This window comes from Cyclonatronum sp. (assembly GCF_022565315.1).
In the GTDB taxonomy this organism is placed as follows: Bacteria; Bacteroidota; Rhodothermia; order Balneolales; family Cyclonatronaceae; genus Cyclonatronum.
In genome coordinates, this window is sequence record NZ_JAIUMX010000032.1 from 20204 (window position 1) to 32928 (window position 12725).

Consider the following 12725-nt stretch of genomic DNA (forward strand, 5'->3'; position numbering starts at 1 on the left):
TGCATTAACCGTATTTCAGGAAAAACTTCACGCACTGTTTGTCAATTAAAAAGCTAAGCCTGTTACAGGAACAAGCACCATAGCTACAAGATTTTCAAGAGCCTGAAGAAGGCTTTTTTCATATCAGAACGTTTTTAAAGAGATGATCATCAATCAAAAATTCGCGAAAGAGCTGGCTATCAGCCTGCTCGAAATCAACGCCGTCATTTTGCGGCCGCATACGCCCTTCCGCTGGACCTCCGGCTGGAACTCACCTATTTATTGTGATAACCGCCTCACGTTGCGGCATCCTGAGCTTCGTACGGCAATCGCCGATCACTTCACCGCTTTTATCCGGGAAACTTACCCGGATGTTGATGTAATTGCCGGCACCTCTACAGCCGGCATCCCGCATGCCGCCTGGATTGCCGACCGTATGAACAAGCCCATGGCCTACGTTCGCAGCAAACCCAAGCAGCACGGCACTACCAATCAGATCGAAGGCGGCATTCAGAAAGGGGAAAAAGCCGTAATTGTGGAAGATCTCATTTCCACGGGCGAATCCGCCATTTCGGTAGCCAAAGCCCTTGAATTTATTGGCGTTGAAGTGCTGGGCATTGTCTCCATTTTCAACTACGGCTTCGCGCTGGCGCACAGCCGGTTTGAGGAGCGCGGGCTCAGCATTCATTCCCTCACCAACTACGACACCCTGCTCGAAGCGGGTGTTAAATTCGGCTTTGTGGCGCAAAAGGATCTCGAGCTGCTCACGGCATGGCGCAAAAACCCAGAAACCTGGCCTAAGGGCTTTTAGGGGAGAAACACGCGCGGCACGCATCAGCAAGTTCACCCTTTAAGCAGTTCCCAAATGTCATCAGCAGAGAAGCAGAGCGACTTTCAGTTTTGGTCAACAGCACAGCTGCTTGCCATCGGTACGCTTCAGCGCCTGCGGTACAACCGCAGCAGATACGAAACAGAGGATACGCCTCTAACACCGGCCGAACAGCTGGCAGACTTAACCGCACAGCTCGACGCCCTGTGCCTCGACCTGCAAAGCTACCGAAACCTGTATCAGGCCTGCGAAGACAGCGGTGATGAACGATTGATTTCGGGCCTTTTCCTGCTGTTTCAGCGCATCCACAACGGCTGGCACCGGTTTCATCACGAGCTTATCGGGCTTCCCGCCGACCGCATCTCCGGCTTCATCCCTGAAATAGACCGTCAGCGCAGCCTCTGGAACCCCGACGCCTTCGATGAAGCTGAAGCCGATACCTCTGCCCTGCCCGACGGCTTACAGGTTAGCGCCGCCCTGCAGCAAACCATCCGGCTTCGGGATCATTTCGCCGAAGCATGCGGGCTCTGAAGCTGACAAAAAGTCAGCCCGACCGTGCCATAAAAGCTAAAAATGCTTATCTTTAGGTTTGCCTTTAACGGGGCTGTTTAAACCGATCTTTCACACCCAACACGCAATACCCTACCTTGGAACAGAAAACCTATTTTATTGAAACCTACGGCTGTCAGATGAATTTCTCTGACTCTGAAATCGTGAACTCCATCATGTCCGATCAGGGTCACAAGCCGGCAGCCACGCCCGAACAGGCCGATATCGTTTTTGTTAACACCTGCTCCATCCGCGACAATGCCGAGCGCAAGGTTTGGGACCGCCTCAAATATCTCCGCTCCGTTCGGGCAAAAAATCAGCAGGGGCAGATTGTAGGCGTGCTGGGTTGTATGGCTGAGCGCATCCGCGAAAAATTTCTGGACGAAGAAAAACTGGTCGATCTTGTTGTAGGGCCCGATGCCTACCGCGACATTCCAAACCTCCTGGCTCAGGTTGATGACGGCCGCAAAGCCGTAAACGTGATTCTATCCCTCGAAGAAACCTACGCCGATATCGCTCCGGTGCGCACCACCGGCAACGGCGTTACGGCCTTCGTTTCCATTATGCGGGGCTGCGACAACATGTGCTCCTTCTGCGTAGTGCCCTTCACCCGGGGCCGCGAGCGCAGCCGCGCGATAGATTCGATTCTCGACGAAATTCGTCAGCTCAGCGACAGCGGCTACAAAGAAGTTACCGTGCTGGGTCAGAATGTGAACTCGTACAACGACAACGGCACAACCTTCGCCGAGCTCATGTACCGGGCGAGCCTCATTAACCCGGAGATGCGGATCCGCTTCTCAACCTCCCACCCGAAGGACTTCCCCGATGAGCTGCTGAGCATCATCAATGAGCGGCCGAATATCTGTAATTACATCCACATCCCGGCGCAGTCCGGCAACAGCGAAGTGCTGAAGCGCATGCGCCGGCCGTACACCCGCGAGGAGTACCTCAGCCTGATCGAGCGCATGAAGGAAATCATCCCCGGGGTTGCCCTTTCCACCGATATCATCACCGGATTTTGCGGGGAAACCGAAGAGCAGCATCAGGATACGCTCTCGCTGATGGAAACCGTGCGTTACGACCTCGCCTACATGTTCGCCTACTCTGAGCGCGAGCGCACCCTTGCGCACCGCAAGTATGAAGACGACATCCCCGAGGATGTAAAAAAGCGCCGGCTCTCCGAAATCATCGATCTGCAGATGCGCAATCAGGCCGAAGCCAACAAGCAGGAAATCGGGCGCACCCATCTGGTGCTGGTTGAAGGCGAAAGCAAGCGCAACGCCGATCAGCTCAATGGCCGCACGGACACCAACAAAATGGTGGTCTTCGACCGCATGGACTATCAGCCGGGCGAGTACATTATGGTGCGCATTACGGACAGTACTTCGGCTACGCTTAAGGGCGAGCCACTCGGCCGGAGCTCCATTCAGGAATTCAGCCGGATGCAGCAGGCAGAACCGGTTCGGGTTTAAATTCCGGAAATCACTTAAAGGCACGCAGCCATGGGCTCGCTGCCTTTTTTTTCGCTGCAAGTACAAATTGGAATAAAGCTTGTGCGCAAATTGAGTAGCTGGCAAACCTCCAAAAATCAGGATTTGGCTATGAACGACAACATTCGGAAAATTCAGGAAAAGTACGGGCTGATCGGCGATTCCGACAGCCTGATGCGCGTGCTTAACAAAGCGGCCATGGTTGCCCCGACCAAAATCAACATTTTACTCAGGGGTGAAAGTGGCGTGGGTAAAGATGTGATGGCCCGCGTGATTCACGGCCTTAGCGAGCGGAAAGACAAAAAACTGGTGATTGTAAACTGCGGGGCCATCCCCGAAGGCATTATCGAAAGCGAGCTATTCGGGCACGAAAAAGGATCCTTCACGGGCGCAGATCAGGCGCGGCAGGGCTACTTTGAAATGGCCAACGGCGGCACCATCTTCCTGGATGAAATCGGGGATACGCCCAAAAATGTGCAGGTTAAACTGCTTCGCATTCTCGAAAACGGCGAGTATTACCGGGTTGGATCAAGCGTAGTGAGCAAAACCGATGTGCGCATTATCACCGCTACCAACCGCGACCTTTGGGACGACGTGCACAAAGGCCACTTCCGTGAGGACCTCTACTACCGCCTCGATACCGTTACCATCCACATCCCGCCGCTTCGCAACCGCAAGGAAGACATCCCGCTGATTTTCCGGAAATTTGTGGAGGAGTATGCGCGTAAATACGACTCCGTTTTTCAGGGCTTTTCGGATGATGCCAAGGCGCTGCTGGTTTCCTACCGCTGGCCGGGCAACATCCGTGAGCTGCGGAATGTGGCGGAACAGCTGGTCGTGCTGGAAAAATCACAGTTTGTAACCGCTGAAAAACTTCAGAAATACCTCAAAGGGCGGCAGCATCACGGCTCAACGGATAACCTGCCCATGGCACTGGGCAGCAGCGGGTTTAACGACCGCACCGACGACCGCGACCGGCACATGTTCTATGCAACCCTGCTGGAGCTGCGGACCGAAATTTCGGATATCAAAAAGATGCTGGGCACGCTCATTTACAGCCAAATGAGCGGCGATGGTAAACCTCTCCGGTCCCTGCCCCTTCTCGGGGCGCCGGGCAGCACAGACCCGCGCTATCAGCAGCCCTACCGGCAGCAGGGCTGGAATTATGAAAATGACGGCTATCCTGTTGAGAAAGAAACTGCTGCCTCCGGCCACGGAGTACGAAACGACGAGAATGCTGAAATTGCTCACGAAGAGCTGGCCGATGCCCCCTCACTGCTTGATTACCTCCGAAAACTGGATGAGGTACCCTCTCTTGAGCAAACCGAAAAATTTCTGATTCAGTACGCCCTCGAACGCTTCGACGGCAACCGCCGCAAAACAGCTGAAACGCTCGGCATGAGCGAGCGCACCCTTTACCGCAAAATAGATCAGTACGAATTACAACCCTGATAATTTAAACTCCAAGAATGATTCGCACATCTTTCATCAGGCTGAAAATCTGTCTGGCAGCAGCAGCCCTCAGCCTGCTGCTCGCTGGTTGCTTTAGCTACAGCTTTACCGGGGTTTCCATACCTTCAGATGTGCGTACGGTTTACATCCCGTTTTTCCCCGATAACTCCAATTCCGGCCTTGGTTTTTTATCTGAAGACCTCAACGAAGCTCTCATAAACCGATTTGTGAACCAAAGCCGCCTCCGGCTGTCCTCAAGTCCGGATGAGGCCGATATATTTTTTGAGGGCACCATCACAAGTTACCGGAACAGGCCCTTCAGCGTTTCGGGCGAAGACCGGACCGACCTGAACCGCGTGGAAATCACCGTTCGGGCTACCTATCAATACCAAAGCCGCGATGAGGCTGAATGGACCCGAAATTTCAACGGCGTGTTTGAATTCGACCCGAACGAAGACCCGATCGACGGCGAGCGGGAAGCTGCAATAGAAGCGCTTCAGGCCATTGCCCGAAATATGTTCAACGATGCCCTCGGCAGCTGGTAGAGCCAAGCTGCAAACTGTAAGCTGCTAAATTCCCAACTACTTACCGAATCTGACATTTCTTTTTTTGTATGATGAAATCCTTCCCTTTTCCGCTTCCGGAGTCTTTAAAAAGCCATCTTGAGTTGTTTACCCGCAAGCCGGATAAAGCCATCGAAGGACTTCATAAACACCTCAAGCGCCGCGGCAACGATGCCGTAGGCTACTTCCTGCTGGGATGGCTGTACCTGCAATCGGGCGATCAGATTAATGCGCTCAAATGTGCTTCAATGGCCAAAGCTTTTGCCCCGGGCTCGCCCTTCTTCAATTACCTCCCCTACTATTTCCAGCACCCCGATCATTTTGAAGCCTGGCTTCCGGCCTTTGAAAGCAAATACACCGGGCAAAGTATGCATCAGCCTGAGCGCGATCACCGCTTTTTTGTAGATATCGACCGCCTCATTCAGCAGCTGTCAAGCCCCGACGCCACAAGAATTCGCCTGAACGAAAAAGACGATAACAGTTCAGTAAAGCATCCTCCTATAAAACGCGGCGACGACCTTGCAACACTTACCCTTGCCAGAATTTATGAACAGCAGGGCCGCATCGATGAGGCCGTGAAAGTACTCTCTCAAATCGCAGCACGCGATGAAAATCAGGCCGCACAATGCAAGGCAGAGATCAGCCGCCTCAAAGCATCTCGCAGCTGATGCACGTCTTTTCTTTGTTACAGCCCCTGGCTTAGATCTGCCTTATTCCGCCTTCACAAACGGATTAAATTTCTTCTCGTGACCCACAATTGTTTTGGGGCCGTGCCCGCAGTGCACTTCGGTTGCGTCAGGCAGGGTATAGATTTTCTCGTGAATGGATTTTTTGAGCAGCTCAAAATCACCCTTGTAAAGATCGGTCCGGCCGATACTGCCGTTAAACAGGGCGTCACCGGCAATCACAAAGCCGTCTTCTTCAAAATATAACGAGATGTGATCAGGTGCATGCCCCGGGGTGAACAGGCTCAGGAAACGGAACCCGGATACTTCAACCGGCACATCATGCGGAAGCGGCTCAGGTATGAAGCCGAACGGTTTTAGATCGGCTCCGTAAAAAGCGGCCTGTTTGTGCGCATTTTCCCAGAGATAAAGATCCGCATGCGAAAGGTAAACGGGCACCTCATAGCGGTCGAGCACCCGCTGCAGCCCCATTACATGATCGATATGCGCATGCGTGATAACTACAGCCTTGAGGTTCGCTTTGTGCTCTTCGAGCACATCAACCATCTCGTTAAGTTCCGAAGCTTTCGAAAAACCGGCATCTACCAACAGCGCTGCACGATCACGGATTAGCAAAAAGGTGTTTTGGCTAAATGGATTTACTGTAAACGTCTCGACCTGAATCATATCAATAAAAAGGTGCTTGATTGATGGGAAAACTGAAAAAGGGCTGGAAAAACTTCCTCCAATAAAAAAAGGCGAAACCCTCAGAAAGAGCATCGCCTTGATAAAAATCTGAAAGGGTCTGAATTAAGACTTCTTGCCATAGCGCTTGTTGAACTTATCAACACGGCCGGCGGTCGTAATCATTTTCAGGTCTTCATTGTAGAAGGGATGATTTTTGGAATCAACCTCAGCACGGTAGGTACCATCTTTGGTCTTCATAGTGCTGCGGGTTACAATCTCAGAACCATCGCTCATTACAACAGTGATTTCGTTGTATTCCGGATGTATATCTTTTTTGGGCATGATGAACTATTCGTTGCTTGGCTAATTGTAAACAGATTTCAAATATAGGCAAGTTTAGGCTGAGTTGCAATGCAAGCTTGAATCAGCTTTTCTACTGCCTTTCCCGATCTCAGAATGGATCGTTCGGGTCTTTGTCGTCATCGAAATCATCTTCGGTGAAGCCACCGAGTGAACCGAGCATGCTGCCGACCATGTCGCTGTAGGTGGTCGTAAGGTCGAGGTCATCGCGGCCGAGCATGGAGTTCTGATGCAGCGCATCGAGTATCAAATCCATAAAGATGTAGGCTTCGCTTGCTTTCGCGGGTTTTACCTGTCTGCGAACAAGATCTTCGAGACCTTCAACGGCAGAGAGCCGCTTCTGATAGCCGGCCTGCGGCAGATCGTCAGCAAGCTCAACTTTACCCCCCTTGCCAAACCATTGCACTATAGCCTGATAGGTAGTGCCGGCCTTCTTTTTGTTCTGCGGATCGGGGAAATATTTTTTAAAGATGGTGTTCACCGCCTTACCGATGAGTACCTTGGCCACGTTTACAGCACCTTCCTGCTCGCCTTCGTACACGAGCTCGAGCTTTCCGGTGAGGGCCGGCACCATGTGGTACAAATCACAAATGCGCACCGAAACCGGCTCGCCGGTAATGATGCTCCGCCGCTCGGCCGCCGATACCAGCTGCTCCATTGCTGTGATGGTCATACGGGCAGAAACCCCGCTTTTCTGATCCACAAACTCCGATTTCCGCGCTTCGAAGGCCACCTGCTCCACAATTTCACGCACGAAGTACGGAATCGCAAGCTCGCTTCCGTTCCGCGAAACCCAGGCTTCCTGACCGGTGATATCCACACCTACATCAATTGATTTCGGGTAGTGCGTGATAATCTGCGAGTCAATCCGGTCTTTGAGCGGGGTGATGATGTTGCCGCGGTTGGTGTAGTCTTCCGGGTTGGCCGAGAACACCATGAGCACGTCGAGCGGGATGCGGATGTTGAAGCCGCGGATCTGAATATCGCGCTCCTGCATGATGTTAAGCAGCGCCACCTGAATGCGCGGCTGCAAATCGGGCAGCTCGTTGATGGCGAAAATGCCGCGGTTCATGCGGGGGATGAGGCCGTAGTTGATCACAAGCTGATCGGCAAGGCTCCGCTTTTCAGTCGCCGCTTTGATGGGGTCGATATCGCCGATGAGGTCGGCTACGCTGGTATCGGGGGTTGCGAGTTTTTCAGCAAAGCGCTGCTCGCGGGGGATCCAGATGATCGGGGTATCATCACCCATTTCAGCTGTGAGCTGTTTGGCGAACGCGGAAATGGGATTGTAGGGATCATCCATGAGCTCGGAGCCTTCAACAGCAGGGATGTATTCATCGAGCAGGCGGGGAATCATCCGGATGAGGCGGGTTTTGGCCTGACCCCGGAGTCCGAGCAGAATAAAATCGTGTCTTGACAGCAGCGCGTGCTGCAGCTGCGGCAGCACTGTTTTTTCGTAGCCTTTGATGCCTTCAAAAATGTGAGTGCCTTCTTTAATCGAGCGGATCAGGTTTGTCCTGATTTCTTCTTTAACTGATTTGGATTTCCAGCCAGATTTCCTGAGCTCTCCAAGCGTTTTGGCGCTTGTTTCCATAGGTTTCCCGGTTTTTCAAGGTGATGGTTTGCACGGGCGGATGCAGGTTTTCCCGTGCTGTATGCTGACCTTTCAAACCCGCTGGTTTCTGATTTAATTCAGAAATCGCGGCTGTTCATGAAATTTGATGCGCCCGCGGCTTGCGTTCAGCCGGCTTCTTTGCCGGCAACCGCCTTGAGGCTTTGGGTTAGGGCGCGGCTTTTTACGATGGTTTCCTCCCACTCTTCAGCGGGATCTGAATCTGCCGTGACGGCCCCGCCAACGGGGTAAAAAAGCTGCCCCTTACGGCAGATGGCCGTGCGGATCACCACGTTGAAGTCGAAATCGCCCTCCGGAGCTATGTACCCGATGGCACCGCTGTAAATGCCGCGGCGGTAGTCCTCCAGGTGCTCGATATCCCGCATAGCGCTTATTTTCGGCGCGCCGGTCATCGAGCCCATTGGGAAACAGGCCGCAAGCGCCTGCACCGCGCCCGTTCCCTGCCGAAGCCGGCCCTCAACGGTAGAAACCATCTGATGCACAGTCGCAAATTTTTTGACCGTAAACAGCTCGGGCACCCGAACCGAACCCGGCTCACAAACGGCGCTGAAATCGTGCCGCACCAGATCCACAATCATGAGGTTTTCGGCCCGGTTTTTCTCGGAGGCCAGCAGCTCAGCCGCGATGCGCGCATTTTCGGCATCCGTAGGCAGCACGGGCGCCGTGCCTTTTATGGGCTGCGAAATCAGCCGGCGGCCTTCGCGCTTCAGGAAGCGCTCGGGTGAGGCGCAGCAAACGCGGAACTCATCAAAAGCCAGCCAGGCCCCGAACGGCACGGGACCGCGCCTGCGCATGGCCGCGTAAAGGTCGAAGGGGTCGCCTTCGTAGCTGCCAGAAATGAGGCGGCTGAGGTTCACCTCGTAATAGTCGCCCTCGAAAATTGCCCGCTGCGCCTGCTCAATAATTTGCAGGTAGTGTTCGCGCCCGGCTTCTCCGCCGGCATTCAGCCGGAAATCAAAGGGCGGGATGTCCGCTGTCGCACCATCCATCAGCGCGAGCCAGTCCTCCGGCATCGGCGGACCTTCGAGCAGCTCAAACAGGCCGGTTTTGGCCTCGAAGCGCATCACCCTTTCAGGCACCATCATAAATAAATCCGGCGCGCCAATCGGATCGGGATTTTCCGAGCGCAGCTTTTCGAGTCCGTTTTTGAGGTCGTAGCCGAGGTAGCCGAACATCCGGCTTTCGGGGTAGGCCTCCCGGAATGCCTGCAGGGCTTCCCAGGGATTTTTTTCTTTTCGGGTGATGGCTCCTGCGCCCTCACGAAGTATGGTCTCAGAATCCCGGCACTGGAGGGTGGCGCGTGCGCCAGCTGCGATCAGGGCCACGCCCGTATCCTGCGTTTCGAGCATCACGAGCGGGAGGTGCGCGCTGAGCGCGCGGATGAGCGCGTCAATTTGTCCGGGCTTGAGGGAGTGCGGCATCAAAGCGGGCGAAGGGGCTGCAGGTTTTGGGTTTTGTAAGCGTCGAAAATGGTGGTGATGCGTTGCAGCATCGGCAGATCGGTGGCTTTGTGCAGCTCTCCGATCCGGCTCACGACCGCGATTTCCGTGACCGAGTTGGTGAGGAAAACGGCTTCGGCCGCCTCAAGATCGCGTCGGCTCAGGTTTTGTTCCCTCACCGGGATGCCGGCTTCATACAGGGCTTCGATGAGCAGGGCGCGGGTGATGCCGTGCAGAGCGCCGCTTTCGAGCGCAGGCGTGAATACGGCGCTGCCGCTCACCAGAAAAATATTGGAGAGCGCCCCGCAGGCGAGGTTTCCGGCCGCATCCCAAAACAGGGTTTCGCCGAAACCTGCAGCGCGGGCCTGCTGCAGGGCCTGAACCGCGGGCAGGTAGAAGCTCCACTTCACCGAGGGATCGGCTGCTTCCGGCGGTAAGCGGCGAAAATCTCCCGGATGCAGGGCTACGGTTTTGGGGGACGTTTTGAGCTCAGCAGCCGTCATCATACAAAAAAAATCAGCGGGACTCTCAAAATCACGGATGCTGTTCCGGTCGCTGCGCCCGGCCTGAATCCGCACGCGGGCGCTGCTTTCGGTGAGGCGGCAGGCCTCGAGCAGGCGGAAGAGGTCGGCGGCGGCGGATTCCGGGTCGAAAACATCCCGGTGCCGGGCGGCATCGTAGCCGAGCTGATCCAGACCGCGCATCAGGCGCGTAATGTGATGTGCGAAGCCGAGCACTTTCCCGCCGGGGTACACGCGCAGGGTTTCGAAACAGGCCTCGCCCAGGGCGACGGCGCGGGAGTCAGCCGGGATGAGGGCATCCCCCGATGAAACAAGGCGGCGGTTGAACAGAACAGGCTGCTGCATCAGGGCTGCCCTTTCAGGAGGGCGTCGAGGAAGTCGTAATCGGCAGCACCGGTGAAACCGAGGCGCGAGCCAAAGAGGCTGCCGTCGGCGCGGAACGCAATCAGGCTTGGCAGACCGGGCAGGCGCACATCGTTATAATGCTCGGTGCCGTCCACAAAAATGAAGGGGTAGCCGTGGATTTCGGCGATTTCGCGCACAAATTCCGCGTTGTCTTTCACGGCGGCCGAAATCACTACGGCCTGCGGATTGTGGGCTGATATGCGCCGGAAAAGGTCCTGCTGTGCCTCGTCGGAGCGGCCCGACCAGGAAGACCAGAACAGCAGAATGAGCGGCTGCTCTCCGGTGAAGTCGGCCGGGCGGATGTCGCCGGCCTCAAAAAAAGCCGGGTACAGCTGCTCGAGGTGCGCCTGCCCGTCGCCCACGCGCTCGGCAAATCGCTGCTGCTGCGAGCCCATGAAGCGGAGATTGAAGAAGACAATCAGCACCACACAAATGCCCGCTACAACAAGCATAAACGGGATGAAATATTTTTGATCTAATCGCATGGGCGGAATATAGGCAGGGCGGGTGAAAACATCATTAAGCAAACAAACACGGCCGGCTTACTAAGCCGTTTCCGCAAAAAAAGAAGGCCGGCCTGCACCTGGCAGACCGGCCTGTGAACCGGAATCAGCTGTTGCTGATGTTCGCGAAGCTGCGCTTATCCGATCTGGATTTTGCGGCTTACAGCTTCTTCGCTCTTTTCGATGCTCACGTTCAGGATGCCGTCTTCCATCGCAGCCTGAATGCTGTCGCGGTTGATGTTACGCGGCAGGGTGAAAGAGCGGGTAAACTTGCCGTAGCGGGTTTCAACGAGGTGGTACTTTTTGGTTTTGTCCTCGGTTTCACTGCGGCGCTCACCGCTGATGGTGAGGGTGTTGTCCTCAAGTTCGATGCTGATTTCTTCTTTCTTGAGGCCCGGCAGGCTCACCTGAATTTCGAACTTGTTGTCGTGCTCAACGATGTCAACGCCGGGCTGGAAGATGCCGCTGCGGTCGATTGCACGGGTTCCGGCGGCGTTATCGAAGAAGGTATCGAGCATTTCTGAGAAGGTTCTCGGAATCATGTTATCGAGGTTCTGTTCGTTTCTGAATCTTACGAGTGTCATAGCTTTTCTCCTTTTAAAGAGGTGGGTTTTGGTTTGATTTATTAATCAGTTTCACCCACAAAAAGGCAAAGCCTGTGCCAGTGCAAAAAAGCAAACCGCAGCCTGACAAAATAAAAACCCCGCCTCACGAACTGTCAGGCGGGGTTTGCAAAATTTTCAGGAGTCCTGAAGCAGCGTCAGACCGGTGTGCCGAATGGTCAGCCCGGTACTGACAAAGCGTGCAGCAACCTCATTGTTATTTTTTCTTTTGGCTCGCTTTCCACTCGCGGGAAATCATGAAGGCGAGCTCGAGGCTTTGCTCGTAGTTGAGGCGCGGATCGCAGTAGCTCTGGTAGTTGGTGCTCAGGCCCTGCGCGTTGAGGCCGTTGGCGCCGCCCACACACTCGGTGACGTCCTCGCCGGTCATTTCGAGATGCACGCCGCCAAGGATGCTGCCCATCTGCCGGTGAACGGCAAAGCTCTTGCGAATTTCATCCATGATGTCGTCGAAGGCGCGGGTTTTGATGCCGCTCTCGGTCGCGAAAGTGTTGCCGTGCATGGGGTCGGCACTCCACAGCACTTTCAGCCCGCGGCCTTCAATCTTATCGATCAGCTTCGGAAGCTCGGTTTCCACGATTTTACTGCCGAAGCGCGTGATGAGGGTGATTTTGCCTTCCTCGTTGGAAGGATTGAGGAGCTGTACCAAATCCGCGATTTCGTCGATATCGTACGGAGGCCCCACTTTAATGCCGATCGGGTTTTTGAGGCCGCGGAAGTATTCCACATGGGCTTCCTTCGGGTCGCGGGTGCGGTTGCCGATCCAGGGCAGGTGTGTGCTCATGTTGTACCAGCCGTCTTTGTGTGGCGAGCGGCGGGTCTGTGCCGAATCGTAGTACAGGTTCAGCGCCTCATGGCTCGTGAACATTTCGACCTGCCGCAGGTTAACGAGCTCGGTAGGCAGTATGCCCTCCATGAACCGGATGGCGTTGGTGATGGAGCTCACCATTTTGGCGTATTCATCATAAAACTTGTTGTTTTTCATGAAGTTCAATTCCCAGTACTCGGGGTGGTGCAGGTCGGCAAAGCC

The 12725-nt window shown here is 54.7% G+C and carries 14 protein-coding genes; 6 read left to right on the top strand and 8 right to left on the bottom strand.

Annotated elements, in window-relative coordinates; genetic code table 11:
- Positions 1 to 142 precede the first annotated feature (142 nt).
- The 6 genes from pyrE (at position 143) to LAT75_RS07270 (ending at position 5530) form a co-directional block, all read left to right on the top strand.
- Entirely contained in the window at positions 143 to 790 is a 648-nt protein-coding gene (gene pyrE / locus LAT75_RS07245) for an orotate phosphoribosyltransferase (protein ID WP_291481974.1), read from the top strand.
- A 54-nt stretch (positions 791 to 844) separates the two neighbouring features.
- Positions 845 to 1339, top strand: coding sequence for a hypothetical protein (locus tag LAT75_RS07250; RefSeq protein WP_291481975.1), 495 nt, complete (start codon positions 845 to 847; stop codon positions 1337 to 1339).
- 116 nt (positions 1340 to 1455) lie between these two features.
- The gene (gene miaB, locus LAT75_RS07255; RefSeq protein WP_291481976.1) at positions 1456 to 2829 is read left to right on the top strand and encodes a tRNA (N6-isopentenyl adenosine(37)-C2)-methylthiotransferase MiaB; all 1374 of its coding nucleotides are present in this window, start codon (positions 1456 to 1458) and stop codon (positions 2827 to 2829) included.
- 129 nt (positions 2830 to 2958) lie between these two features.
- On the top strand, positions 2959 to 4299 hold the full coding sequence (locus tag LAT75_RS07260; protein ID WP_291481977.1) for a sigma-54 dependent transcriptional regulator: 1341 nt from the start codon (positions 2959 to 2961) through the stop codon (positions 4297 to 4299).
- Positions 4300 to 4316: 17 nt separating this feature from the next.
- The gene (locus LAT75_RS07265; protein WP_291481978.1) at positions 4317 to 4844 is read left to right on the top strand and encodes an LptE family protein; all 528 of its coding nucleotides are present in this window, start codon (positions 4317 to 4319) and stop codon (positions 4842 to 4844) included.
- Positions 4845 to 4912: 68 nt separating this feature from the next.
- A complete protein-coding gene (locus LAT75_RS07270) occupies positions 4913 to 5530 on the top strand; it encodes a tetratricopeptide repeat protein (RefSeq protein ID WP_291481979.1) in 618 nt (205 codons plus the stop codon).
- A 42-nt stretch (positions 5531 to 5572) separates the two neighbouring features.
- Here the strand turns inward: LAT75_RS07270 and LAT75_RS07275 are convergent, their stop codons facing one another.
- The 8 genes from LAT75_RS07275 to LAT75_RS07310 all read right to left on the bottom strand — a co-directional run.
- Positions 5573 to 6214 (bottom strand): MBL fold metallo-hydrolase, encoded by a 642-nt coding sequence (locus LAT75_RS07275; RefSeq protein ID WP_291481980.1) that lies wholly within the window; start codon positions 6212 to 6214, stop codon positions 5573 to 5575.
- A gap of 123 nt (positions 6215 to 6337) precedes the next feature.
- Positions 6338 to 6556 carry a 50S ribosomal protein L31 gene (gene rpmE, locus LAT75_RS07280; RefSeq protein WP_291481981.1) on the bottom strand — a complete coding sequence of 73 codons (219 nt, stop codon included), beginning with the start codon at positions 6554 to 6556 and terminating at the stop codon, positions 6338 to 6340.
- Between the two features lie 109 nt (positions 6557 to 6665).
- Positions 6666 to 8168: a sigma 54-interacting transcriptional regulator gene (locus tag LAT75_RS07285; protein ID WP_291481982.1), complete on the bottom strand. Its 1503-nt coding sequence runs from the start codon at positions 8166 to 8168 to the stop codon at positions 6666 to 6668.
- A gap of 146 nt (positions 8169 to 8314) precedes the next feature.
- Entirely contained in the window at positions 8315 to 9628 is a 1314-nt protein-coding gene (locus LAT75_RS07290) for an anthranilate synthase component I family protein (protein WP_291481983.1), read from the bottom strand.
- Positions 9628 to 10512, bottom strand: coding sequence for an aminotransferase class IV (locus LAT75_RS07295; RefSeq protein WP_291481984.1), 885 nt, complete (start codon positions 10510 to 10512; stop codon positions 9628 to 9630). Before LAT75_RS07295 ends, LAT75_RS07290 begins: the two co-directional genes overlap by 1 nt.
- Positions 10512 to 11057 carry a hypothetical protein gene (locus tag LAT75_RS07300; protein ID WP_291481985.1) on the bottom strand — a complete coding sequence of 182 codons (546 nt, stop codon included), beginning with the start codon at positions 11055 to 11057 and terminating at the stop codon, positions 10512 to 10514. The genes LAT75_RS07295 and LAT75_RS07300 overlap by 1 nt, the downstream gene beginning before the upstream one ends.
- 155 nt (positions 11058 to 11212) lie before the next feature.
- Positions 11213 to 11659, bottom strand: coding sequence for an Hsp20/alpha crystallin family protein (locus LAT75_RS07305; protein ID WP_291481986.1), 447 nt, complete (start codon positions 11657 to 11659; stop codon positions 11213 to 11215).
- Between the two features lie 235 nt (positions 11660 to 11894).
- The coding region (locus LAT75_RS07310; RefSeq protein ID WP_291481987.1) for a 3-deoxy-7-phosphoheptulonate synthase at positions 11895 to 12725 on the bottom strand (831 nt) is incomplete at its 5' end.